Source organism: Microbacterium sp. FG3, assembly GCF_057809335.1.
In genome coordinates this window covers 1-23,434 of sequence record NZ_JBMDJT010000034.1, presented here as the reverse complement: position 1 = coordinate 23,434, position 23,434 = coordinate 1, and the positions used below count along the sequence as shown (strand labels likewise).

Here is a 23,434-nt window from a genome sequence, read left to right as displayed (position 1 = left end):
CGCGGCGGTGCTCGGCGCGCTCTGGTACCTGCAGCGCCGCTTCACCCGCGGCGCGAAGGTGCCGCGCGACATCGCGGTGGTGTCGCGGCAGTCCCTGGGCGGCAAGGCACAGCTCGTGGTGGTCGACGTCGAGGGCACGCGCTACGTGCTGGGCGTCACCGAGCAGGGCGTGAACGTGGTCGACCGCATCCGCTCGCCCCATCAGATCACCGCGCCCGCGGACCCCGAGCCCGGGTTCGACGCGGATGCGGTGGAGCCGGCCGCCGCGCTGCCGGACGACGTGCCGCTGCGGCGCGACCGCTCCCGCCGCCGGCCCGATCCGCTGAGCGGATCGATCCTCTCCCCCGCGACCTGGAGGCAGACCGCCGAGGCGCTGCGCCGCACGCGATGAACATCGACATCTACGGCGTCAACGGCGAGCCGTCGTCGTCGATCCTGACGCTGCTCGGCATCACGCTGCTGTCGGTGGCGCCGGCGCTGCTGCTGATGATGACGTCGTTCACGAAGATCTTCGTCGTCCTCGCCCTCGCGCGGAACGCGCTGTCGCTGCCGTCGATCCCGCCGAACCAGGTGCTCGCCGGGCTGTCGCTGTTCCTGTCGATCTTCATCATGTGGCCGGTGCTCACCGACATCAACGAGATCGCCGTGCAGCCCTTCGTCGACGGCGCGATGACGTTCCAGCAGGCCTTCGACGTCGGCCAGGGCCCGCTGCGCGACTGGATGCTCGCGTACACGCGCGAGGAGGACCTCGCGCTCATGACCCGCGCCGCGGATCAGCCCAATCCGGACGATCCGGGCAGCGTGCCGCTGTACACGCTCATCCCGGCGTTCATGATCTCCGAGCTGCGGGCGGCGTTCATCATCGGCTTCGTCATCTTCGTGCCGTTCCTCATCATCGACCTCGTCGTCGCGTCGGCGCTCATGGCGATGGGCATGATGATGCTCCCGCCGGTCATGATCTCGCTGCCGTTCAAGATCCTGCTGTTCATCCTCGTCGACGGCTGGGGTCTCATCATCCGGTCGCTGCTCGACTCGTACGGGGGCGTGGGATGACCCCGGAGGCGGTGCTCGACATCGGGATGCAGGGCCTGATCCTCGCGACCAAGCTCGCCGCGCCCCTGCTCGTCACGGCGCTCGTGGTGGGCTTCGCGATCTCGCTGCTGCAGTCGATCACGCAGGTGCAGGAGGTGACGCTGTCGTTCGTGCCGAAGGCCGTCGCCGTCGCGATCGCGCTGCTCGTGTGCGGCAACTGGATGATCGCCGAGGCCATCGCCTTCACGAACGAGATGTTCGGGCGCCTCCCCTCTCTCCTCTCGGGCGGCTGACGTGAACATCCCGGTGGACTTCGTGTGGCTGGAGGCGACGATGATGGCCGCCGTGCGCATCACGGCGTTCCTGTTCATCGCCCCGCCGTTCTCGCACGGCGCGATCCCCGCCCGCATCAAGGCGATGCTGGGGATCGGGCTGTCGCTGGCCGTCGGCGCCACGGTCGCGCCGGGCTACGAGAGCCTCGCCACGGCGCCGTTCCTCGGGGCCCTCGTGCTGCAGCTGCTCACCGGGGCGCTGCTCGGCTTCCTCGTGCTGGCCGTCTTCTCGGCGGTGCAGGCGGCGGGAAGCCTCATCGACGTGTTCGGCGGCTTCCAGCTCGCCCAGGCGTTCGACCCGCAGTCCATGGTCAACGGTGCGCAGTTCACGCGCCTGTTCCAGATGACCGCGATCGTGCTGCTGTTCGCCTCGGACGGCTACCAGCTCATCATCGCCGGGCTCGCGCGCAGCTTCGACGCCGTGCCCGTCGACGGCGTCTTCGACATCTCGGGCCCCGCCGAGCTGCTCACCGGGGTCGTCGGGCAGCTCATGCTCGCCTCGGTCCAGATCGCCGGCCCGCTCGTGCTCGTGCTGTTCCTGGCCGACGTGGGCCTGGGCCTCATCACGCGCGTCGCCCCGGCGCTCAACGCGTTCGCGCTCGGCTTCCCGCTCAAGATCATGCTGACGCTCGTACTCGCCGGCATCGTCGTGCTGACGCTGCCCGGCATCGTCGACGCGCTGGCCCGCCAGGCCCTGGGACTGATGCGGGGGGTGACCCCGTGAGCCAGTCCGACAGCGGCGAGCGCACCGAGAAGGCCACCGAGCGGCGGCTGCGCGAGGCGCGGCGCAAGGGCCGCATCTCGCGCAGCCAGGACCTCACCGCCTGGGTGGGGATCGCCGCGGCCGGCGCGCTCATGTCCACCGCCGTCGCCGACGGCGCGCAGGCCGGCACCGCCCAGTTCCTCGCCGTCGGGTCGATCACGCGCGACCCGGATCCGCAGCGGGCGGTGGCCATCCTCGGCGACGCGCTGGGCTCGATGGGCGCCACCCTCGGACCGTTCCTGGCCGCCGTGATGATCGCGACGGTGATCGCCGCCGCGGCGCAGGGCGGCGTCCACCTGCGGGGCGTGCCGATGCGCGTCGAGCAGTTCAACATCGTCACGGGCCTGCGCCGCGTCTTCGGCATGCAGGCGCTGTGGGAGGGCGCCAAGGCGCTGCTCAAGACGGCCGCGATCGGCGGGGCGCTGTGGCTCGTCATCGCGAGCCTCGTGCCCATGCTCGCCGCCAGCGGCGGCAGCTCGGTGAGCCGCCTCATCTCCGAGGCCGCCGGGGCCGCCGCCGCGGTGCTCTGGGTCGCCGTCGCCGTGGGCGTGGCGCTCGCGATCGTCGACGTCATGGTCGTGATGCGCCGCAACACCAAGCACACGCGCATGACCAAGCGCGAGGCGCGCGACGAGAACAAGAACTCCGAGGGCGACCCCCTCATCCGCCAGCAGCGCCGCTCCCGGCAGCTGGCGATGAGTCGCAACCGCATGATCGCGGCGGTCGGCGGCAGCGACGTCGTGCTCGTCAACCCCACGCACGTGGCCGTGGCCCTCTCGTACGAGCCCGGCCGCTCCGCCCCCCGCGTCGTCGCGAAGGGCGCGGGCATCATCGCCGAGCGCATCCGCGAGCGCGCGGCCGAGGCCGGCGTGCCGATGGTCCGCGACATCCCGCTCGCCCGCGCCGTCCACGCCGCGTGCGAGCTGGGCCAGGAGATCCCGGCCGAGCTCTACACCGCCGTCGCCCGCGTGCTCGTCTTCGTCGCCGCGCTCAAGCGCCGCGGCTCGGCGCGCGGCGTGCACACCATGGCCGATCCATCCACCGTAGGGAGACCCGCATGAGAACCGTCCTGAAGAGCCTGGCCGTGCCGATCGGCGTGGTCGGGATCATCATGCTGCTCGTGGTGCCGGTGCCGCCGCCGCTGCTGGACCTGCTGATCATCCTGAACATCATGTTCGCGCTCGTCATCCTGCTCACGACGATGTTCGCCAAGAAGCCGCTCGACTTCTCGGTGTTCCCCTCGCTGCTGCTCGTCGCCACGCTGTTCCGGCTCGGGCTCAACGTCGCCTCGACGCGCCTCGTGCTCGGCGAGGCGTACGCCGGCGAGGTGATCCACGCCTTCGGAGACATCGCGGTGGGCGGATCGCTCATCATCGGCGCCGTCGTGTTCCTCATCCTCGTCGTCATCCAGTTCGTCGTGGTGACGAAGGGCGCCGAGCGCGTCGCGGAGGTCGGCGCGCGCTTCACCCTCGACGCCATGCCGGGCAAGCAGATGGCGATCGACGCCGACCTCAACGCGGGACTCATCACCGACACCGAGGCGCGGGCGCGGCGCGCCGAGGTGGCGGCCGAGGCCGACTTCTACGGCGCGATGGACGGCGCGTCGAAGTTCGTCAAGGGCGACGCGATCGCGGGCCTTGTGATCATCATCATCAACTTCGTCGGCGGGCTCGCGATCGGCATGGTCCAGCACGGCATGGCGATCGACGAGGCGCTGGGCACCTACAGCCTGCTCACGATCGGCGACGGCCTCGTGACGCAGATCCCCGCCCTGCTCATGGCCGTCTCGACGGGCATGATCGTCACGCGCGCCAACACCGAGCACGAGATGGGCCAGGCCGCGTCGGCGCAGCTCATGCAGTCGCGCATCGCGCTGAGCATCGCGGGCGCGGCGGCCATCGTCATGTCGCTCATCCCCGGCATGCCGATGCTGCCGTTCATCGCGATCGGTGCGGCGCTGCTGCTGGCGGCCCAGCGGATCAAGGCGGCCGAGGCGCGCCGCGAGGCGCAGGAGACCGAGGTCGCGCCGAGCAAGCCGTCCGACCGGCCGGAGGACCTCATGGAGCGCATGCGGGTGCACGCGCTCGAGATCCTGCTCGCGCCGAACCTCGTCGATCTCGTCACGGGCGGGCCGGACGACCTCCTCGCGCGCGTGAAGGCGCTGCGCCAGCGCATCGCGCTCGAGCTGGGCTTCCTCGTGCCGCCTGTGCGCACGCGCGACAGCATCGACCTGCCGTCTTCCACCTACGTCATCCGGATCGCCGGGGTCGAGGCCGGCCGCGGCGTCGCGCCGCCGGCGTCGGTGCTGGCGCTCGGCGGGGCGCTCGAGACGCTGCCCGGCGCGACGACGCTCGACCCGGTCTTCGGGCTGGAGGGCAAGTGGATCCCGCTCGAGATGCGCCACAGCGCCGAGCTGGCGGGGGCGACGGTGATCGACCGGGCGAGCGTGATCGTCACGCACCTGTCCGACATCGTGCAGGCGGGCGCGGCGCGCCTGCTCAGCCGCGAGGACGTGCGCCAGCTCACCGACGGCCTGCGCCAGGTGAGCCCGGCGGCCGTCGAGGAGCTCACGCCGTCGCTGCTGTCGCTCGCCGAGATCCAGCGCGTGCTCACGGGGCTGCTCGCCGAGCGCGTGCCGATCAACGACCTCGCGCGGATCTACGAGGCCCTCGCGCTGCGGGCCAAGGTGTCGACCGATCCCGAGGGCCTCATCGAGGCCGCCCGCGCCGCGCTCGGCCCGGCGATCGCCGCGCGCTTCGCGCAGGACGGCCGGCTGCGGGTGATCATGATCGCGCCGCTGCTGGAGCAGGCGATGCTCGAGGGCATGCGCTCGGGAGAGGACGGCACGCACATCGTGCTCGACCCGGCCCGGATCGAGCAGATCGTGCAATCCGTCAAGGACGCCACGGCCGGCATCGACCCGTCGCTCGGCGAGCCCGTGCTCGTGTGCGCGCCGACCCTGCGGCCCGCCGTGCGCCGCCTCGTGTCGGCGCAGGCCGACGGCATCCCCGTGCTGTCGTACAACGAGGCGACCGCGGGCGGCATGACGATCGAGACGGTCGGCGTCGTGCGCGACGCGCAGTCGCTGGCCGCGTGATCCCGCCGCCCCTGACCGATCGGCCCCTCCCGGCCGATAGTCTGGGGCGATGCTGGTGTTGACGAGGCGGATCGGCGAGAGCCTGCTGATCGGCGACGACGTCGAGGTCACGGTGCTCGACGTCAAGGGCGACAGCATCCGCATCGGCATCCGCGCCCCGCGCTCCACCCGCATCCAGCGCTCCGAGATCGTCGACGCCGTGCGCGCCGAGAACGCCGAGGCCGCCCACGCGGGGGACGACGCCGAGAAGGCCCTGCGCGACGCCCTCTCCGGCCACCCCTGACCCGCTCTTCTTCCGCGAGACAGCAACTGTGCGCCGAGACAGCGGCGTCTGCACGCTGTCTCGGCGCGGGGTTGCTGTCTCACTGGGCGTGAGGGCCGGTACGCTCGGCAGGATGAGTGTCGTGCCCGCGTCCTGGATCCCGCACCGCCGCGCGAGCGACCGCGAGTTGCTCGGGTGGATCCGGCCGGAGGGCGAGGGGTTCGTCGCGGTGTCGCTCTTCGGCGCCGACGTGTCGGGGCCGCTCGACTGGGTCGCGGCAGAGGAGGAGCTGGAGGCCGTCGGGCTCTCGTGGCTGGCCGACGTGTGGGAGCTCGAGCTCGACGGCCGCGCCGTCCGGGTGCGGATCGTCGAGGTCTCGCCCGGCGAGAGCGCCGCGCGGCCCGGCCGCGTGCTCGTCAAGACCGACGACTTCGGCGCGATCGACGTGCCCTACGAGCTGCACGAGCTGCCGTGGCCGCCCCCGCCCGCGCTGCGCCCGGCCCGCCCGGGCACGACAACCTCCCCCTGGGGCTGACGCTGTCCCCGTTCGTCGACCGAGCGAAGCGAGCGGAGACGAGGTCGGTGCCTGATGGGTGTCGAACGGATCGGTTGCTGAACGGAGCGGCCGGAGGCCGCGGAGATGAAGCGACCACCGCAACGTCATCATGTGCGAATCAGCACCTGCCAATCCTGTGGATAACTTCGGCGAGTGTCGGAGGTTGGTTCTAGTGTCGAGTCATGGAAACCACTCCTCCGCTCGAGTCCCGGGACCGCGACACACGCGCCGTGGTCGCGGATGCGCAGGCGCTGCTGGCGGGCGTGCGGTCCCGGGTGGAGGGCGCGTCGGATGCGGATCTGGTGGCCTTGGCCGGGGAGGTCGAGGGCCTGGGTCGTGTGGTGGATGCGCTGCGGGTGCGTGTGGCCGGTGAGGTCGATGCCCGCTCGGACCGTTCCGGCGACGACCGCCTCTCCGCCCGGTTCGGATGCCGTTCCGCGGTCGAACTGCTCGAGCGGGCCACGGGAGCGTCGCCGGGGGCCGTGAACCACCGGATCCGTCTCGACTCCCACACCCGCCCACGCCTGTCGCTGCTGGGTGAGACGCTGCCGGCCCCGTTCCCGGTGGTGGCGGATGCTCTCCGTGACGGGGTGCTGGGGGTGGAGGCGGCCCGGGTGATCACCGACTCCCTCCACCGGGTGCGGCGGCACGGCACGGCGCTCGCGGAGCATGTGGCGGTGGCGGAGCAGCAGCTGGTCGCCAGCGCCACCGGCCGCCCCACCGAGGAGGATCTCCCCGACGGTGAGGCCCCGGTGCCGGTGACGTTCGCACTGCTGCGGGTCCAGGCCGACGCGTGGGCGGCATGGTTGGACCCGGACGGTGCCGAACCCGACGCCGAACGCGCGTCCCGGAACAGGTCCCTCACCCTCGGCACCCCCAGGAACGGGCTGGTCCCGATCCGGGGTGAGCTGATGCCCGAGACCGCCGCCGGGCTGCAGCGGATGTTCGACGCGTACCTGAACCCCGCCGTCGACTTCACCCCCACCGGGTCACTCGGAGACGGTCTCGGCACCGACCCGGAAACCCGCGGCCCCGACGACCCCTGGAGTCGGGATGAGATCGTCCACGACCCGCGCACGGCCACGCAGAAGCGTCACGACGTCCTCACCGCCGTCATCCACACCGCCGCGAAACACCCCGACGCTCCGAAGCTCGGAGGCGCCGCCCCGACGCTGCTCGTCACCGTCACCGATGACGCGCTCACCCACGGCGGCACCGCCCGGCTCGAGGGCACCGACGTCCCTGTTCCGACGTCGCTGGCGCACCGGATCGCCTGCACCGGCGCCATCCAGAAGGTGTTCCTCAACCCCGACGGGCGGATCATCCGCCTCAGCACCCCGGAACGGGTGTTCAACGCCCACCAGCGGCGGGCCATCACCGCCCGCGACGGCGGGTGCATCATCCCCGGCTGCTCCATCCCGGCCGGCTGGTGCGAGATCCACCACGTCGAAGAACGCTCCCGAGGCGGACCCACCCACACCGACAACGGCGTCCTGCTCTGCTGGTGGCACCACCACAACCTCGACCGGTCGGGCTGGCGCATCCGCATGCGAAACGGCCTGCCCGAAGTCAGCGCCCCGGCCTGGATCGACCGACACCGCACCTACCGACCCGCACGACCGCCCCACCGCACCGCCCGCACCCCGGCACGGGCACGGGCACGAACACGACAGCGCGGCCCGACACGACGACCCGACCCCGCCTGACCTACCGCCGGCGGCCAGCGGCTGCGTTCACGGCCGTCCGCCTCCCGGCCCGCCGGCCATGCCGGTCGATTCCTGCTGCTCGACGCTGTTCGCGTAGTCGTTCGTCGGGTCGCGGTAGATCGTGTGCACGTGCCCCCAGCCGGAGGTCGTCACGCCGTCCACGTCAGCGCCGGCGGATCCCTGCTGGCCCGCGAAGCCGATGTACACATTCGGGCCGGAGATGAGGAAGCCGATGCCGTTGCCCTGCGTCATGTCGTACACCGTCGCGCCCGACCAGCTGACGTAGGTCTCGTCGAGCGTCTCCTCGATCTCGGCGAGCGCGGCGGCCGTCGTCTCGTCGTCCGCCATGCCCGCCCAGTTCGCGATGACGTCGAGCAGCAGCTGCTTCTGCTCGTCGGTCAGGTCCGATCCGCGCAGCCCGACCCCCGTGTCGTAGTCGCACGTGCCGCCGGGCTGGCAGGAGAACTCCTGCACCTGCTCTCCCTGGTACAGCGCGTCGATCTGCGCGGCATCGAGGCTGTCGTAGAAGGCGAATGCCGTCTCGTAGATCGTGGCGAACGGCTGCACCTCCTCGCCGTCCTCCCCGGTGTAGACGGCCGGCTGCACGCCGAGATGCGTGGGCGCGAACGTGATGGCGTTCTCGGCACCCTGCAGCGTCGCGTTGATGCCGAGATGATGTCCTCCGAACTGCACCTCCCACGATCTGGTGTCGGATGGATCGCCGAAGAAGGCGAGGTAGTACTGGCCGAGCGAGTCCTCGGTGGACGAGCTGTACTCGCCGAGGTACTCGTCGCCGCCCATGATTCCTGTCACCATGGCGTAGGCCTCGTCCTCGAGCAGCGCCTCGAGCACGTTCATCGCCGCCGCCCGCTGCTCGTCGGTCAGATCGGCCAGGTTGAGGCCTGCCCGCTGGACGAAGGTGACGGGGAAGTTCGTCCACGACGTCGTCTTCGTCACGTCGTCGAAGTCGTACGTCACGGTCTCGCGCTGCTCGTCGCTCAGCGTCGCGAGGAACGCGTCGGCCGCCGCTGCCGTGTCGGCGATCGTGCCTGCGGTCGTCGTCCCGTCGGCGTCGTCCGCGGTGGTCGCGCTGGCGCTGGACGGGGAGGAGGGACTCGAAGGCTCGGCGGTCGACGCGGTGCTCGAGCCGGCCGCGCAGCCCGCGAGGACGAGGCCCGCCGCCAGAAGGGACGAGAGGATCCACGCGGCACGCGGCCGGGACGCCCGCTGGGCGGGAGGAGTGTTCTGAGGGAGGAAGCTGCGGTCTTCGGTCATGAAGAAGAGCCTGCCGCCCGCATCTTTCCCCGCACTTTGGCGCCGCTATGCCTCCGATATGAACGCGCGGTCCGCCCGCCTTCGCGCCGCCGTGAGCCCCGCATCCCCCGCCAGCAGCGCCGCGACGGCCGCGACGTACACGACGAGGTCGCGCGCGTCGAACGCCGTGCCCAGCAGCAGAACGGCCGGGCGGAAGGCGGAGACCACGGCGCCCGGCAGGGCGGTGAGCTGCAGCAGCTCCACCGCCACGCACCAGGCCGCGGCGAGCGCGCTCACCGCGAGCGGCGACAGGCGCGGCGCGAGCAGCACGACGCCGAGGTACGCCGCCGCGGCGTAGAGCGCGTCGCCGACGATGTCGGTCGCGGCCGTGTCGGGCAGCGCGCCGTGCACGAGCAGTCCGCACGTGATGACGACGGCGAGGCCGACGCCCGCGGCGATGCGACGGGCTCCGCGCCGCGGGGCCGCCGCGCTCACGCGATCACCCCGGCGGCCCGCGCCGGCTCCGCGTACGCCGCCGCGAGCGTGGCGACGGTGTCGTGCGCGTTCAGGCCGCTGGGGTTCGGCACGACCCACAGCTCCGAGGGGCCGAGCCGCTCGGGCTGGCGCCCGGCCGCCGCGCGCGGGCGGCGAAAGCCCTGCCGGTACGCCGTGAGCCCGACGACCGCGATCACCGGTGCGCCCCACCGCCGCGCGTCGCCCTCGAGTCGCTCCGCCCCGGTCACGAGCTCCTCGCGCGTCAGCTCGTCGGCGCGGGCGGTGGCGCGATGCACGAGGTTCGAGACGCCGATCCCCGCGTCCACGATCATCCGGCGATCCGCGACCGCGAACCCCTCCGGCGTGATCTCGGGCACCCTCGGCAGGATGTCCGCGGCGGCGAGCGCCGGGTAGAACCGGTTGCCGGGGTGCGCGAAGTGCGCGCCGGTCGCGGCGGTCCACAGCCCCGGATTGATGCCGACGAACACGAGGCGCGGCCGCTCGGGCATCAGGTCGGGAACGGGGCGGTCGCGAGCGGCCTCGAGCTGGGCGCGGCTGAATCCCATGCCGACAGTCTGCGGGACGGAGGATCGGCGGATCCTGCGACCGCGCCGAACGTGCGCAGCCGACCCCGCGGCCCAACGAGCGCGGCCGACCACCGCCGGCCGCGCTCAGGAGGTGCGCGTCACTGCGCCTCGGCCAGCCGGCGCGCGAGCATCTGCTTGCCCTGCTCGCCGGCCTTGCGGTTCTCGTGCTGGATCTTGCGGAACCAGGTGGCGAGCTCCTCGTCGCCCTCGCGCTCCGCGTCCTCGATGTACGTCTCGAGCTTCCACACGTTGTGCAGCGACGCCTCGAGCGCCCAGATCAGGTTGTAGTTCTTGTCGCGGACGGGGCTCTGCGGCTCGTCGGCCATGATGACTCCTTTCGTCGTGTGCGTTCGCCGCCACGCTAAGAGCGCGTCGGGCGGCGCGCACCGGGGTGGCGCCCGCGGTACGCATCGCGCATACTGGCGCCCTTTCCGACAATCCCGCCCCACGTCCCCGCCGCGCGCCTAGGGTCGACGCATGGATGCTCTCTACACGACCGAAGCACTCTCCACCGGCGCGGGCCGCGACGGGCACGTCGCCGTCGCCGGGTCCGACCTCGCGTTCGACCTCGCCGTCCCCAAGGAGATGGGCGGATCGGGCGCCGGCGCCAACCCCGAGCAGCTGTTCGCCGCGGGGTACGCCGCGTGCTTCCACTCGGCGCTGCACGCCGTCGCGCGCGGCCGGAAGATCGCGATCGAGGGATCGTCGGTCGGCTCGCGCGTGTCGATCGGCTCGAACGGCGAGGGCGGGTTCCAGCTCGCCGTGCAGCTGGAGGTCGTCATCCCCGAGCTCGACCACGCCACGGCGCAGGAACTCGCCGACGCGGCGCACGAGGTCTGCCCCTACTCGAACGCGACGCGCGGCAACATCGAGGTCACCGTCACCGTCTCGGACGACTGAATCGCCGCGTCAGGCGCAGCGCAGCAGCACGCGGCCGCCCGCGACGCGCGCCTCCCACCGCGGCTGCGGCACGCTGGCGGGGCCACGGTCGACCCCGCCGTCGGCCAGGCGGAAGCGGCTGCCGTGCCACGGGCAGGTGACGCAGCCGTCCTCGTCCAGGGTGCCCTCGTCGAGCGGGCCGCCGGCGTGCGTGCACACCGCCGAGAGGGCCCGCAGCGAGCCGCGGCGCCGGGTCAACAGCACCGGGACGTCGTCCACGAGCACGCGCCGCAGCTCACCCTCGGCGATCTCGGCCTCGGCGGCGACGTCGGTCCACTCGCCCACGCGCGGCTGGAACGCCGTGCGGTTCACGCCGATGCCGCGCACGAAGGAGAGGTGGCCACCGAGGTAGGCCGACACACCCGCCACGCCCATGGCGACGAGGCTCAGTCCCACTCCCACACCGCGATGCCCGCGCCGCCGCGCGATCCACGAGCCCGCCTGCAGCACCGACACGGCCGCGTTCATGAGGCCGTGGACGAGGCCCACCCGCCGATCCTTCCCCGAGGTCTCCGCCCAGTCCGAGGCGCCGGCCAGCGCGGTCGGGCCGGAGGCGACGAGGCCCATGCCCACGAGGCGGCGCGCCGCCGCGGCCCCCTCCTCGCCCGCCGTGAGGTCGAGCGCCGTGGCCGCTCCCCACGCGCCGATCGGCAGGTCGGTGAGGATCGGGTGGAGCTGGTGACCCAGCCACGATCCGGACAGGGCGTTCTTGACGGGCGCGAGGCGCGTGGCGGCCGATACGGACCCGCTCGCGCTCTCGGCGATCCGGTCGAGGCCCCGCGCGCGCTGGATCCGGCGCACGAGACGCTGCATGAGCGTGGCGATCGACATGTCGTTCCTTCCTCTCATCGATCCGATGCGTCGGCATCGGCGTTCGCCCCCGCGTCCGCCGCGGCCTTGCGCTCCTCGCGGCGGCGACCGAACCGGGCCACGAGGAACAGGGCCGACCCGACGAGGATGTAGACCGCGGAGCCCAGCCACACGATGCCCGTCTGCTGCGTGAGCAGCACGATGCTCGCGATGATCGCGAGCACGGGCACGATCCGCGGCACGGAGAAGTGCGGGTGCTCCACGCGGTCCTTCTTCAGCACGAGCACACTGATGTTCGCCGACACGAACACGAGCAGCAGCATGAGCACGGTCGTCGAGGCGAGCGTGGCGATGTCGCCGACCATCGTCAGCAGGAGCGTGACGCCGGCGACGGCGAGGATCGACACCCACGGCGTGCGGCGCTTCGGCAGCACGCGGCCGAACGCGCTCGGCAGCAGGTGAGCCTCGGCCAGCCCGTAGGCGACGCGGCTGGCCATGACGAGGAACAGCAGCGCGCCGTTCGCGATCGCCACGAGCGCGATGAGACTGAACAGCCATCCCGGCACCGCCACGCCGCTCGCCTCGACGACCTCGAGCAGCGGCCCGGTCGAGGTCGCGAGCTCGGCGGGCGGCACGACGATGACCGAGCCGACGGCGATGAGCAGGTACACGACCGCGGCGGTGAGCACAGCGCCGAACAGGGCCCGCGGGTACGACCTCGAGGGGCTGCGCACCTCCTCGGCCATGTTCGCGGCGGCCTCGAACCCCAGGAACGAGAAGAACGCGATGATCGACGCCGCGAAGGCACCCTGCAGGGGCGGCACGTCCGGCGCGAACTCGACCAGGCGGGCCGGGTCGCCGTCGCCGCGCCCGAACACCATCGCCGCGAGCACGATGACGATCACGAGGCCCGTCACCTCGATCACGGCCGCCACGAGGTTCGCGGTGAGCGACTCCTTCACGCCGCGCAGGTTGATGAGCGTGAGCACGACGACGAAGGCGATGGCCGTGGGCACGGGCGGCACGTCGAGCAGCGCGGAGAGGTAGTCGCCCGCGAACGCGTTGGCGAGCGCCGCCGCGCTCGTGATGCCGGACGCCATCATCAGGAAGCCGACGAGGAACGACAGGTAGGGGATCCCGAATGCGCGATCGACGTAGCGGGCCGCGCCCCCGGCGTGCGGGTACTTGGTGATCAGCTCCGCGTAGGTGCCGGCGGTGAGCAGCGCCACGACGAGCGCGATGAGCAGCGGCAGCCAGATGACGCCGCCGACGTCGGTCGCCATCGTCCCGACCAGGGTGTAGATCCCCGCCCCCAACGTGTCGCCCACGATGAACGCGTACAGCAGCGGGGTGCCGAGCACCCGCTTGAGGCCGGTGGGGCGGCCTGGCAGGGCGGGTGCGGTTGCGTCGGTCATCGCCCCACTCCATCCCCCGCCCGGCGGGGACGTAAAGGGACTGGCAGAGCCGCGCGATCTGTGGCATTGCGCCCGCGGCTCGCTGATCCGCCCACGGATCCGAACGGATCGCGGAATACCGCGGATCGGTGCCGCGTGCCTCAGGCGCCACGGAGGTACTCGCCGTAGCCTCGGGGTGATGCCCGAGAACGCCTCCACGCCGTCTTCGCGCGTGCGCGCACGTCGCGCGCGACGTCGGCGGGCGCGTCGCCGCGGGGTCGTCATCCTCGGCGGCGGCACCGCCCTGCTCGTGTGGGGCGTGAGCGCCCTCGTCGGGCTGCTGACCGGCGGCGAGGACGCTCCCGAGGCGCAGGCCCCGGCGCCGCAGGCGGCGAACGACGTGCAGACCGCGCAGGCGACGAGCGGCGAGGTCGCGGGCCGCGTGGCCGCGCTGAGCGCCACCTCCGGATCGCTCGTCGGCGGCGAGACCGTCACGGTCACCGGCGCGGGGCTCGAGGACGTCACGCGCGTGACCTTCGGCACCGCGGAGGCCGAGATCGCCGAGGCGGGCGCCGAGGCCGTCACGGTCGTCGTGCCCTCGGCGGTGGACTACGTCGCCGGGGACGTGCCCGTCACGGTGCAGGAGGGCGACGTGCCGCTGGAGGGCACCGACGCGCTGCGCTACGCCTACGAGGCGCGCACGGGCGTGGACCGGCAGCTGCAGTACGCCCTCGCGCACTGGGACGACTACAACACCGCCGAATGGGGCGACTACAACCCCATCGGCGGCGATTGCATGAACTTCGTCAGCCAGACGCTCGTGGCCCGGGGCTGGGCGCAGCGCGACGACTGGTACCACGACGGCACGGCGTCGACGGAGACGTGGCGATTCGTCCCGACCTTCGACGCGTGGGTGACCGCGCACGCGCAGGAGCTGGGCGTGACGCGTCTCGAGCTGGATCAGCGGGATCAGGTCAAGCTCGGCGACCTCGTCGTGTTCGACTGGGACGGCAACGGATCGCTCGATCACATCCAGCTCGTCTCCGACATCGACCGGGGCGACGACGGCACCGTGTCGATCCGCATGGCGGGCCACAACCTCGACTCCGACTACCGCGACCTCGACCGCGCGATGACCGAGGAGCACCCGGGCTCGACCGCGCACTTCTGGAGCATCCCGGGCGACTGAGCCGCCGCGCGAGCGGCCTAGCCCTGCTGCATCGCGAGATCCGCGTGCAGCTCGCCGAGGGCCGCCTGCGCACCGAGCTCGCGTTCCAGGGAGCGGATCGACACCGACAGGCCGGGCTGCGAGACGAACGAGCGCTCGGCCGCACGGGTGAAGCTGCCCTCCTCGGCGACGGCGACGAAGAACTCCAGCTGGCGAACGTCCATACGAGGAACGTTAGCCGCCGCGGATCAATACGGCTGGTTCTCCAGTTCGGTGGCGAACACGCGCAGCTCGCGGCGCTCCGCGTGCATCTGCCACAGGCGCTCCGCGAGCACCTCCGGATCCTTCTGCGCGTCGCCGGGGATGATCGCGCCCGGGATGATGAGCTGGCCGACGTAGATCGGCTCGTCCTTCAGCGCCTGGTGCAGCATCTCGATGTACGCGGTCTCGCCGGCGAAGCCGATCGAGGTGCCCGCGAAGTGCTGCACCGGCTGCACCGCGCTGCCGCCGTTGACGAAGAGGAGCGATCCCGTCTTCAGCACGCGCATGCCCTGCAGCACCTGGTGCACGGCGGCCACGGGGCCGTAGATCGAGAACTCGACGGCGGCCCGGATGTCGCCGACGGTCGACTCCAGCAGTGGGCGCAGGAACTCCTTCTGCGGCAGCGGGTTGTACGAGAGCACCTCGATGAGGCCGAGGTCCTGCGTCGCCTGGTCGAGGGCGGCGACGAGGCTGTCGGTGTCGCGCACGTTCGCCGTGTAGCCCTTGGCCGTGAAGCCGTCGGCGACGAGGTCGGCCGCGAGCTGGTCGACCCGCTCCTGGTTGCGCGCGATGAGCGCGAGGCTGTAGCCCTCCCTGCCGAAGCGGCGCGCGAGCGCCTCTCCGAGGTTGCGTCCTGCTCCGATGATCGCGATCGTCGTCATATCGACCACGTTAGGCCGGATGATCCGCACCGGCGGCCGCGAGGGCGATAGCGATCCTCTATGGAAGCGCCGAAATACGCGCGCCGTGCGGCATCGTTGTGGACCGGTGGCGGCGGGATCCCGCTGCCGACCCGAGACGAAGGAGAACGTCTATGACTTCCGTTCCCGAGATCCGGATCGCCGAGGGCGTCCGCATTCCGCAGCTGGGCTTCGGCGTGTACCAGGTTCCGCCCCAGTCGACCGAGGAGGCCGTGGCGACGGCCCTCGAGGTGGGCTACCGCCACATCGACACGGCGCAGATGTACGGCAACGAGCAGGGCGTCGGCGACGCGCTGAAGGCGTCGGGCCTGAGCCGCGACGAGGTCTTCGTCACGAGCAAGCTCAACAACGGCTTCCACCGCCGCGACGACGCGCTGCGCGAGGCCGAGGCCAGCGTGGAGCGCCTGGGCGGCCCGATGGACCTGTTCCTCATCCACTGGCCGCTGCCCACGATCGACGTCGACTACCTCGAGACGTGGCAGGCGATGATCGAGATCCGCGACCAGGGCCTCGCCCGCGCGATCGGCGTCTCGAACTTCCAGGTGCCGCACCTCGAGCGCATCATCGCCGAGACGGGCGTGACGCCGGCCGTCAACCAGATCGAGGTACACCCGTACCTCACGAACGAGACCGTGCGCGCCTACGGCGCGGAGCACGGGATCGCGACCGAGGCGTGGTCGCCCATCGCGCAGGGCGCCGTGCTCGGCGACCCGACGATCACGGCGATCGCCGAGCGCCTGGGCCGCACGACCGCGCAGGTCACGCTGCGCTGGCACATCCAGCGCGGCGACATCGTGTTCCCCAAGTCGGTCACCCGCTCGCGCGTCGAGGAGAACTTCCGCCTCTTCGACTTCGAGCTGACCGACGAGGACGTCCAGGCGATCTCGGCCCTGAACCGCGACCAGCGCACCGGCCCAGACCCCGACACGTTCGACTACATCCCCGCCTGAGCCGGGGATCGACCGGGGCCGCGTCCGCGTGCGACGCGGCGGCCGTGGCCCGCGGGTTGGATAGCTTGTGGCTATGGCACGTGGCGAGATCGGGACGACGAGCGGCATCACCCTGCAGCAGCTGCGGTACTTCGTCGAAGTCGCGGCGGAGGGCTCCATCACCGCGGCCGCGGAGCTGCTCTACGTCTCGCAGCCGACGATGTCGGCGTCGATGAAGGACCTCGAGCGTCGCGTCGGCCGCGCGCTGTTCACCCGATCCGTCCGGGGTGTCACCCTCACCGAGGACGGCACCGAGTTCCTCGGCTACGCACGCCAGGTCGTGGAGCAGGCCGAGCTCCTGGAGCAGCGATACCTGGGACGTCCGCCGTCGCGCCGTCTCCTCGCCGTCTCGGCGCAGCACTACTCGTTCGTCGTCGATGCGTTCGTCCGCATGGTGAAGGCGTCACCCGCCGCGGAGTACGCGTTCACGCTGCGAGAGACCCGCACCTGGGACATCATCGAGGACGTCCGGACGCTGCGCAGCGAGCTCGGCGTCCTGTATCGGAACGACTTCAACCGGAACGTCATCGACAAGCTGCTGCGCGAGTCCGGGCTCGCCTTCGCCCCGCTGTTCGTCGCGACCCCGCACATCTTCGTCGCGCGCACGAACCCGCTCGCCGCGCGCGAGCGGGTCACCCTGGAAGATCTCGAGGACGTGCCGCGCCTGACCTTCGACCAGGGTCAGAACAACTCGTTCCACTTCGCCGAGGAGATCCTCTCCACCCGGTCGGCGAAGCAGGACATCCGGGTGAGCGATCGCGCCACCATCTTCAACCTCATGATCGGTCTCGACGGCTACACGATCTCCACCGGCATCATCTCCGACGACCTTGATCCGTCGATCGTGGCGGTGCCCCTCGACGTCGACGAGCGCATCGAGATCGGCTGGATCGGCCACAGCTCCATCCCGCTCACGGGTCAGGCGGAGCGGTTCGTCGCCGAGATGCGCGATGTCGTCGCGGGCTTCGACGTCGAGCTGCTGACATAGGCAAAGGCTATGCGTCTCGGTCAAGCATCCCGATGAGGCTATGACCCCGCACCCGGCTTACAGTGGCATCCACCGCGTGGGTCCGGCCCGCGCTCTCGCCACGAATCGAGGCACGGGATCACATGGCAACCGCATTCACCTTCCGCATCAGCACCACCCCCTTCGATGAGGACTACTCGCCGTCGTCCGGCTCCCGCGCCACGACGAACTTCGCGAACCTGGCCCGCGGCGCGGGCCGGCGGCAGAACCTCCGCAACGCGCTGCGGATGATCGACGATCGCTGCAACGACCTCGCACGGGACGGGAATCCGGCGCGCGACCGCTATGCCGTGGAGCTCGACATCGTCTCCGTGAACCTGCTCGGGGACGCCGACCGGGACGGCGTGGGGGTCCCGCTGATCGAGATGCTCGACGTGCACATCCTGGATCGGGAGACCGGCGAGCGCACGCCCGGGATCACGGGCAACAACTTCTCGTCCTACGTGCGCGACTACGACTTCAGCGTGCTGCTCCCCCGGCTCGCCGCGGATGCGCCCGCGGCCGGCTTCCCGAGCGACTTCGGCGATCTGCACGGCAGGCTCTTCCGGGCCGTCGTCGACTCGGACGCGTATCGCCAGCGGTTCTCGCAGCCGCCCGTGGTCTGCATCAGCGTCTCGACCAGCAGGACGTATCACCGGCTCGGGCATCGGCACCCCGTGCTCGGCGTGGAGTACGAGCAGAGCGATTCCTCGCTGACCGATCGCTACTTCGCGAAGATGGGCCTGCAGGTCCGCTACTTCATGCCGCCCGGCTCGGTGGCGCCGCTGGCGTTCTACTTCGAGGGCGACCTGCTCCGCGATTACTCGGACCTGGCGCTGATCGGCACCATCAGCACGATGGAGGCGTTCCAGAAGATCTACCGTCCGGAGATCTACAACGCGACAACGGCCGCCGGCGAGGTGTACCGGCCGAGTCTCGACAATCCCGACTTCATGGTGACTGAGGTCGCCTACGACCGCGAGGAGCGCAGCCGGCTCGCGGCCACGCAGGGCGCGTTCGCCGAGGAGCACATCATCGCGCCCTATGGAGCGCTGCTCGACGAGTGGACGAGCAGCTATGCCCACTGATCGCACGAGACACGGAGAGTCGCCGATGAACACGCTGCTGCCCACCTCGATCGTCGGCAGCCTGCCCAAGCCCGTGTGGCTCGCGGAGCCGGAGACGCTGTGGTCGCCCTGGAGGCTCGAGGGCGTGGAACTCGCGGAGAGCACACGGGATGCGCTGCGGCTCGCGGCGGACGATCAGCTGCGCGCGGGGCTCGACATCGTCAGCGACGGCGAGCAGACGCGCCAGCACTTCGTCACCACGTTCATCGAGCACCTCAGCGGGGTCGACTTCGAGCGGCGCAAGACCGTGCGGATCCGCAACCGCTACGACGCGAGCGTGCCCACGGTCGTCGGCGCGGTGAGCCGCGAGCGGCCGGTGTTCGTCGAGGACGCGAAGGCACTCCGCGCGCTCACCGATCGACCGATCAAGTGGGCCCTTCCCGGCCCCATGACGATGATCGACACGCTGTACGACGGCCACTACGGCAGCCGCGAGGAGCTCGCGTGGGAGTTCGCGACCATCCTCAACCAGGAGGCCCGCGAGCTCGAAGCGGCGGGCGTGGACATCATCCAGTTCGACGAGCCCGCCTTCAACGTCTTCTTCGACGACGTGAAGGACTGGGGCGTGGCGGCCCTCGAGCGGGCTGCCGAGGGCCTGCGCGCCGAGACCGTGGTGCACATCTGCTACGGCTACGGCATCAAGGCGAACACCGACTGGAAAGCGACGCTCGGATCCGAGTGGCGCCAGTACGAGGAGTCCTTCCCCCTGCTGCAGCGCTCGACGATCGACACGGTGTCGCTGGAATGCCACAACTCCCGCGTGCCGGTCGAGCTCATCGCGCTGCTCCGGGGGAAGAAGGTGATGGTGGGGGCGATCGACGTGGCCACCCACGCGATCGAGACGCCCGAGGAGGTGGCGGCGACGCTGCGTCGCGTGCTGCCGTTCGTCGATGCGGAGAAGCTGTTGCCCAGCACCAACTGCGGCATGGCGCCCCTGCCGCGCACGGTCGCGCGCGACAAGATGATCGCGCTCGCCGCCGGCGCCGAGATCGTCCGGGCGGAGCTGGCGGGAGCGCGGACGGTGTAGCGGCGCGCGGAAGCCGCGGCGATGGACGTCATCGCGACTCCCGCCCCGTGGGCGGGGATTGCACGCGCGTGGTGAATCCCCGCCCAGCCGGTCTCAGAGCGCCGCGCGCAGCCCCTCGACAAGGGGTGTCGTCGGGCGACCCAGCAGGCGCGCGAGCGTGCCGTCGGCCTCGGCGAGCGCGCCGTCGCGGATGTTGGCGTCCAGTGCTGTGACGAAGGCGACCGTGCCCGCATCGAGACCGGCCGCCTCGAGCGCGGCGGCATGCTCCTCCGAGCTGAGCGGGGTGTACCGCACCTCGCGCCCGACGATCTCCGACGCGGCGGCGGCGAGCTCGTCGAAGCTCCACGCGACGTCGCCGCTCAGCTCGTAGACCTCGCCGATGTGCCCGTCCTCGGTGAGGACGACCGCGGCGGCCTCGGCATAGTCGGCGCGCGTGGCCGAGGCCACGCGACCGTCGCCCACGCTGGCGGCGATGACGCCGGTGTCCTTCGCACGCGCCACGTCGGCGACGTAGTTCTCCGTGTACCAGTTGTTGCGCAGGATCACGGCGGGCAGACCCGCGGCGGCGATCGCCTCCTCGGTCGCCTTGTGCTCCGGCGCGAGCACGAGGTCGCTCGTCGTGGCCCGGGAGGCGCTCGTGTACACGAACTTGGCGACGCCCGCCGCACGGGCGGCGTCGATGACGACCTGGTGCTGCGCGGCGCGCTTGCCGACCTCGCTGCTCGAGATGAGCAGCACGCTGTCGGCACCGTCGACGGCCGCGGCGACGGTCTCCGACCGGTCGTAGTCGAGCGCGACCACCTGCACCCCGCGCGCCGCGAGGTCGGCGGCCTTCGCGGTGTCCCGCGCGCCCGCGCGGACGGTGGCGGGGTCGACGCCGCGGGCGAGCAGGCTGTCGACGACGAGGCGGCCGAGGTGGCCGGTGGCGCCCCGATCGCGCGCCGCCTTCCCGCGAGCGGGTACCCACTTTCGACCCTGCGGACGCTCGCTGCCGACGGCCTCGTGCACCGGGAGTCGTTCCCGAGCGTGCCGCCCCACGTCGAGTACAGCCTGACTCCCCTCGGCCGAGACCTCATGGAGCGGATGCTGCCGCTCGTCGCCTGGGTCGCCGACCACGCCGAGGGCATGGTCGGCCGACGGTAGGTTCGACCGCGACGCCCACCCACCGCACGCTTCTGCTCTTGATCAGGCCGATCTCACACCGCTTCTCGGACGTTCCGGTCACGCTCAGGCCACGATGTCGGGATTCGACGCGATGAGCGCTGCCTGCTCGGTCCACGACAGGCCGACGATGCTGAGCACAACTCGCGCAATAACCGACGGGTCGCTTCCTGTGGTCAGGCGAGTCTGGCGCAAGGTGGCGCGGGCTGTCTCTTCGATCAGGATGGCGAGGACTTCGGGTGAAACGTCTCTTCGGAAGGCCCCTGCTGCCATGCCGGCATCTGTGAGTTCGCGGACGCGTCGTCGGAGAGGAGCGAGTGCACGGACTGTCTCTGAGACGTGGGGTTCGCTCAGTGCGATGTTGGCGGTTGCGCGCACTGCTGAGGCTTCGCGCCAAAGACGTGCGGCGAGGCGGGCCAGAGCGACGCGCGAGTCGGTGTCGTCGGTGGTCTGGGCGATCATATTGAAGCGCTCAGCGCCGAGCGCGATGACCTCTCTCAGCAAAGTCTCGCGGTCGGCGAAGTGGCCGTAGAGAGCACGTCGTGACAGGCCTGCCGCTTGCGCGATGGTGTCGAGGGAGGCTTGGGGGTTCTCGGCGAGCACGATCTGCGCTGCGTGGAGGAGTGCTTTGTGGTTCGTCGTGGCGTCGCTTCTGCGCTCGCGAGCAGGAACCGAGTTCGACAAGGCTATGGACTCTCGTGGAGACATGATCACCTTTCGCGGGCGCTTACATGAGCTTGGTGGATTCAAGCGCCTCTGACATGCCGCGGTTGTACGCGATGAGGGGGCGCCGCAGCACCAGGCCGAGCAGGAGGGCCGGGACGATGAAGAGGGCGAGCAGGAGAAGAGAGATCCAGAAGTCCGCTGCGTAGACGCCGCCGATCGCCGACCGCAGCGCCTGAATCGCGTAGGTGGCGGGCAGGAATGGGCTGATGTTCTGGAACCAGTCGGGCAGGAGCTGAAGGGGGTAGGCGCCGCCAGATCCGGAGATTTGGATGACGAGCAGCAGCACGCATAGTGCCTTTCCGGCGTTGCCGAACGCGACGACCGCGGTGTAGACGATGAGGGTGAATACGAGGGAGATGATCCATCCGGCGAGGATCATGAGCAGCGGGTGAGCGGGCTCGATCCGGACAAAGAGGATGAGCCCGAGGGTGAGCAGTGTGCTCTGGGCAAGGCCGACGAGTCCGAAGATGCCGTATCGTCCGAGGTATTTTTGGGTCGTGGTGAGTTCGGAGGTGCCCGACAGTGTGTTGTGGTTGACGTCGACGCGGATAGTGACTGTCATCAACAATGCTCCGACCCAGAGCGCGAGGATGGTGTAGAGCGGTGCCATGGCGGCGCCGAACCCGGCGACCGGGAACACCGCGGTGCGGTCCACCCGGACGGGTTCCCCCAGTGAGGTGGCGAGGACGCCGGGATCGCCTCCGATGATGTCGCGGAGTTCACTGAGATCACCGGTGTCAGTTGCGGTTCCGAGCGCCTGATCGAGCTCGTCGAACCGGTCGGCCAGTTCACCCAGTGAGGTGGAGATCCCATCTGCGATGGTCTTTCCCCGGTCGATGGCGGTCATCACGGAGTCCGATGAACCCGACAGGCTCGAGGACACGTCGGCAAGGTCGTTGGACACGATGGAGATGTCCGAGTCGAGCCGTGAGAGCGTAGAAGACAGAAGGTCCAGTTGCGGCTTCAGTCCGTCGGCGTATGCGCTCTGTGCGTTCTGTACCGCGGTCTTCGCATCGGCGATCGTGGCGAGGATCTCCTGGTGAGAGCCCTGCTCGGAGGCGTTGTCGTCCTGGATGTCCTGCGCAGCTTGGACGAGACTGTCGTGCACAGCCTGCTGCCGCGCGATCGCGTCGTCGAGGGCGGCGATGACGGTATCGAGGGCGCCTTGGGCAGCCTCGGGCAGCGTGGGCCGAACCTCGGTATCAAGGGCGTCGCGAATGGTGCGGTATCGGTCGACCTGGTCCTGGACTCGTGCCGCTAGGTCAGCGAGCACCGTCACGCGATCGCCGCTGAGGGAATCCATGTCCACGTAAAGGTCGTCGATGCGATCGCCGACCGCGTTGTAGCTGTTGGCCGTCGCGGACAAAGCGTCGGAGGCTCCTTGGGTGGCGGTACGCAGAGCGGAGCCGAGGGAGTCGACCGCATCGCTTCCGCTACCGACGGCGCCGGAGGCGTCGCTGAACGCGGCTCCAGCGGAGCCGACGAGGCCGGAAGCACTGTTCACCACGGGGATGCTGGAGTCGAAGAGGGCGGAGAACATGTCGGCGGTCTGCGCACTCGAACGCAGCTGCGTCGTGAGGCTGGCCACGCGTGCTTGGAGCCGGGCCAGTGCGGCCTGGGTGTCGTCGTCGGTGAGGAAGTCGGAGAGGGAGGAGAGCAAGCTGAGCGCGATCTCGCTGAGGGTCTTGGTGAACGTCTCGGTGATCTGCGCGGACACACCGTCGGCACCCTGTTCGGTGATCTTGGGAGCGAGCGCGTTCTTCTTCTCATTGGTGTATAGCGCGATGTCGGTGTGCTCCGCACCGTCGACGTAGAACGTCATCATGTCGGCGCTGAAGGACTGCGGAAGCACGATTGCGGCGTAGTACGCACCCGACTTCGTACCGTCGATCGCATCATCTTCGGTCGTGATGACCCAGTCCAGATCGTCGTTGGCGCGCAGCGCGGACAGGACCTGCTCGCCGACGTTGATCCGGACTGGAATCAGTGGGCTGTGTCAAGCTTCGTAGACGATCTCTTTGTGGATTTCAGGCCGCGGTTG

At 70.6% G+C, this 23,434-nt stretch carries 27 protein-coding genes and 1 pseudogene; 17 read left to right on the top strand and 11 right to left on the bottom strand.

Features of this window, described 5'->3' with window-relative positions:
• Positions 1-7 precede the first annotated feature (7 nt).
• The 9 genes from ACODR5_RS10925 to ACODR5_RS10885 all read left to right on the top strand — a co-directional run bounded on the left by ACODR5_RS10925 (position 8) and on the right by ACODR5_RS10885 (position 7,748).
• A complete protein-coding gene (locus tag ACODR5_RS10925; RefSeq protein WP_449853966.1) occupies positions 8-391 on the top strand; it encodes a FliO/MopB family protein in 384 nt (127 codons plus the stop codon).
• Positions 388-1,053 carry a flagellar type III secretion system pore protein FliP gene (fliP, locus tag ACODR5_RS10920; RefSeq protein WP_449853967.1) on the top strand — a complete coding sequence of 222 codons (666 nt, stop codon included), beginning with the start codon at positions 388-390 and terminating at the stop codon, positions 1,051-1,053. Before ACODR5_RS10925 ends, fliP begins: the two co-directional genes overlap by 4 nt.
• The gene (gene fliQ, locus ACODR5_RS10915) at positions 1,050-1,325 is read left to right on the top strand and encodes a flagellar biosynthesis protein FliQ (RefSeq protein ID WP_449853968.1); all 276 of its coding nucleotides are present in this window, start codon (positions 1,050-1,052) and stop codon (positions 1,323-1,325) included. Before fliP ends, fliQ begins: the two co-directional genes overlap by 4 nt.
• Before the next feature lies 1 nt (position 1,326).
• The gene (locus ACODR5_RS10910) at positions 1,327-2,088 is read left to right on the top strand and encodes a flagellar biosynthetic protein FliR (RefSeq protein WP_449853969.1); all 762 of its coding nucleotides are present in this window, start codon (positions 1,327-1,329) and stop codon (positions 2,086-2,088) included.
• A complete protein-coding gene (locus ACODR5_RS10905; RefSeq protein WP_488983650.1) occupies positions 2,085-3,188 on the top strand; it encodes an EscU/YscU/HrcU family type III secretion system export apparatus switch protein in 1,104 nt (367 codons plus the stop codon). Before ACODR5_RS10910 ends, ACODR5_RS10905 begins: the two co-directional genes overlap by 4 nt.
• Positions 3,185-5,224 (top strand): flagellar biosynthesis protein FlhA, encoded by a 2,040-nt coding sequence (locus ACODR5_RS10900; protein ID WP_449853971.1) that lies wholly within the window; start codon positions 3,185-3,187, stop codon positions 5,222-5,224. Before ACODR5_RS10905 ends, ACODR5_RS10900 begins: the two co-directional genes overlap by 4 nt.
• A 49-nt stretch (positions 5,225-5,273) precedes the next feature.
• Positions 5,274-5,507 carry a carbon storage regulator CsrA gene (gene csrA, locus ACODR5_RS10895; RefSeq protein ID WP_449853972.1) on the top strand — a complete coding sequence of 78 codons (234 nt, stop codon included), beginning with the start codon at positions 5,274-5,276 and terminating at the stop codon, positions 5,505-5,507.
• 112 nt (positions 5,508-5,619) lie between these two features.
• A complete protein-coding gene (locus ACODR5_RS10890; RefSeq protein ID WP_449853973.1) occupies positions 5,620-6,021 on the top strand; it encodes a hypothetical protein in 402 nt (133 codons plus the stop codon).
• A 203-nt stretch (positions 6,022-6,224) separates the two neighbouring features.
• Positions 6,225-7,748, top strand: a complete 1,524-nt coding sequence (locus ACODR5_RS10885) for an HNH endonuclease signature motif containing protein (protein ID WP_488983649.1) — start codon at positions 6,225-6,227, stop codon at positions 7,746-7,748.
• Positions 7,749-7,775: 27 nt separating this feature from the next.
• On the opposite strand, the gene ACODR5_RS10880 is transcribed toward ACODR5_RS10885, so the two are convergent.
• The 4 genes from ACODR5_RS10880 to ACODR5_RS10865 form a co-directional block, all read right to left on the bottom strand.
• Positions 7,776-9,023, bottom strand: coding sequence for a DUF3500 domain-containing protein (locus ACODR5_RS10880; RefSeq protein ID WP_449853975.1), 1,248 nt, complete (start codon positions 9,021-9,023; stop codon positions 7,776-7,778).
• A 45-nt stretch (positions 9,024-9,068) separates the two neighbouring features.
• Positions 9,069-9,497 (bottom strand): DUF2809 domain-containing protein, encoded by a 429-nt coding sequence (locus ACODR5_RS10875; protein ID WP_488983648.1) that lies wholly within the window; start codon positions 9,495-9,497, stop codon positions 9,069-9,071.
• Positions 9,494-10,063, bottom strand: coding sequence for a mismatch-specific DNA-glycosylase (locus ACODR5_RS10870; protein WP_488983647.1), 570 nt, complete (start codon positions 10,061-10,063; stop codon positions 9,494-9,496). Before ACODR5_RS10870 ends, ACODR5_RS10875 begins: the two co-directional genes overlap by 4 nt.
• 119 nt (positions 10,064-10,182) lie before the next feature.
• Positions 10,183-10,410, bottom strand: a complete 228-nt coding sequence (locus ACODR5_RS10865; RefSeq protein WP_449853978.1) for a hypothetical protein — start codon at positions 10,408-10,410, stop codon at positions 10,183-10,185.
• Between the two features lie 151 nt (positions 10,411-10,561).
• Between ACODR5_RS10865 and ACODR5_RS10860 the strand changes: the two genes are divergently transcribed.
• The gene (locus tag ACODR5_RS10860) at positions 10,562-10,984 is read left to right on the top strand and encodes an organic hydroperoxide resistance protein (RefSeq protein WP_488983646.1); all 423 of its coding nucleotides are present in this window, start codon (positions 10,562-10,564) and stop codon (positions 10,982-10,984) included.
• A 9-nt stretch (positions 10,985-10,993) separates the two neighbouring features.
• On the opposite strand, the gene ACODR5_RS10855 is transcribed toward ACODR5_RS10860, so the two are convergent.
• Positions 10,994-11,854, bottom strand: a complete 861-nt coding sequence (locus ACODR5_RS10855; RefSeq protein WP_488983645.1) for a Rieske (2Fe-2S) protein — start codon at positions 11,852-11,854, stop codon at positions 10,994-10,996.
• 14 nt (positions 11,855-11,868) lie between these two features.
• On the bottom strand, positions 11,869-13,248 hold the full coding sequence (locus ACODR5_RS10850; RefSeq protein WP_488983644.1) for an APC family permease: 1,380 nt from the start codon (positions 13,246-13,248) through the stop codon (positions 11,869-11,871).
• Positions 13,249-13,426: 178 nt separating this feature from the next.
• On the opposite strand from ACODR5_RS10850, the gene ACODR5_RS10845 reads away from it, so the two are divergent.
• Positions 13,427-14,416: an amidase domain-containing protein gene (locus ACODR5_RS10845; RefSeq protein ID WP_488983643.1), complete on the top strand. Its 990-nt coding sequence runs from the start codon at positions 13,427-13,429 to the stop codon at positions 14,414-14,416.
• A 17-nt stretch (positions 14,417-14,433) separates the two neighbouring features.
• Here ACODR5_RS10845 and ACODR5_RS10840 read toward each other — a convergent pair whose 3' ends face one another.
• A complete protein-coding gene (locus ACODR5_RS10840) occupies positions 14,434-14,619 on the bottom strand; it encodes a LysR family transcriptional regulator (protein ID WP_488983642.1) in 186 nt (61 codons plus the stop codon).
• A 24-nt stretch (positions 14,620-14,643) separates the two neighbouring features.
• The gene (locus ACODR5_RS10835; RefSeq protein WP_488983641.1) at positions 14,644-15,318 is read right to left on the bottom strand and encodes an SDR family NAD(P)-dependent oxidoreductase; all 675 of its coding nucleotides are present in this window, start codon (positions 15,316-15,318) and stop codon (positions 14,644-14,646) included.
• A 152-nt stretch (positions 15,319-15,470) separates the two neighbouring features.
• On the opposite strand from ACODR5_RS10835, the gene ACODR5_RS10830 reads away from it, so the two are divergent.
• The 4 genes from ACODR5_RS10830 (at position 15,471) to ACODR5_RS10815 (ending at position 19,506) form a co-directional block, all read left to right on the top strand.
• A complete protein-coding gene (locus ACODR5_RS10830; protein WP_449853985.1) occupies positions 15,471-16,307 on the top strand; it encodes an aldo/keto reductase in 837 nt (278 codons plus the stop codon).
• Positions 16,308-16,380: 73 nt separating this feature from the next.
• A complete protein-coding gene (locus ACODR5_RS10825) occupies positions 16,381-17,334 on the top strand; it encodes a LysR family transcriptional regulator (protein ID WP_449853986.1) in 954 nt (317 codons plus the stop codon).
• A 122-nt stretch (positions 17,335-17,456) separates the two neighbouring features.
• The gene (locus ACODR5_RS10820) at positions 17,457-18,440 is read left to right on the top strand and encodes a putative oxygenase MesX (protein WP_488983640.1); all 984 of its coding nucleotides are present in this window, start codon (positions 17,457-17,459) and stop codon (positions 18,438-18,440) included.
• 25 nt (positions 18,441-18,465) lie between these two features.
• On the top strand, positions 18,466-19,506 hold the full coding sequence (locus ACODR5_RS10815; protein ID WP_488983639.1) for a methionine synthase: 1,041 nt from the start codon (positions 18,466-18,468) through the stop codon (positions 19,504-19,506).
• Positions 19,507-19,599: 93 nt separating this feature from the next.
• Here ACODR5_RS10815 and ACODR5_RS10810 read toward each other — a convergent pair whose 3' ends face one another.
• Positions 19,600-20,514 (bottom strand): SDR family oxidoreductase, encoded by a 915-nt coding sequence (locus ACODR5_RS10810; RefSeq protein WP_488983638.1) that lies wholly within the window; start codon positions 20,512-20,514, stop codon positions 19,600-19,602.
• On the opposite strand from ACODR5_RS10810, the pseudogene ACODR5_RS10805 reads away from it, so the two are divergent.
• Positions 20,476-20,649 (top strand): annotated as a pseudogene (locus tag ACODR5_RS10805) (winged helix-turn-helix transcriptional regulator); the annotation flags it as partial. The gene ACODR5_RS10810 and the pseudogene ACODR5_RS10805 overlap by 39 nt on opposite strands.
• 84 nt (positions 20,650-20,733) lie before the next feature.
• On the opposite strand, the gene ACODR5_RS10800 reads toward ACODR5_RS10805, so the two are convergent.
• Both ACODR5_RS10800 and ACODR5_RS10795 read right to left on the bottom strand, forming a co-directional pair.
• On the bottom strand, positions 20,734-21,351 hold the full coding sequence (locus ACODR5_RS10800; RefSeq protein WP_488983637.1) for a TetR/AcrR family transcriptional regulator: 618 nt from the start codon (positions 21,349-21,351) through the stop codon (positions 20,734-20,736).
• A 43-nt stretch (positions 21,352-21,394) separates the two neighbouring features.
• Positions 21,395-23,218 carry a YhgE/Pip family protein gene (locus ACODR5_RS10795; RefSeq protein WP_488983636.1) on the bottom strand — a complete coding sequence of 608 codons (1,824 nt, stop codon included), beginning with the start codon at positions 23,216-23,218 and terminating at the stop codon, positions 21,395-21,397.
• Here ACODR5_RS10795 and ACODR5_RS10790 point away from each other — a divergent pair.
• The coding region (locus tag ACODR5_RS10790; RefSeq protein ID WP_488983635.1) for a hypothetical protein at positions 23,186-23,434 on the top strand (249 nt) is incomplete at its 3' end. The two genes, ACODR5_RS10795 and ACODR5_RS10790, sit on opposite strands and share 33 nt — an antisense overlap.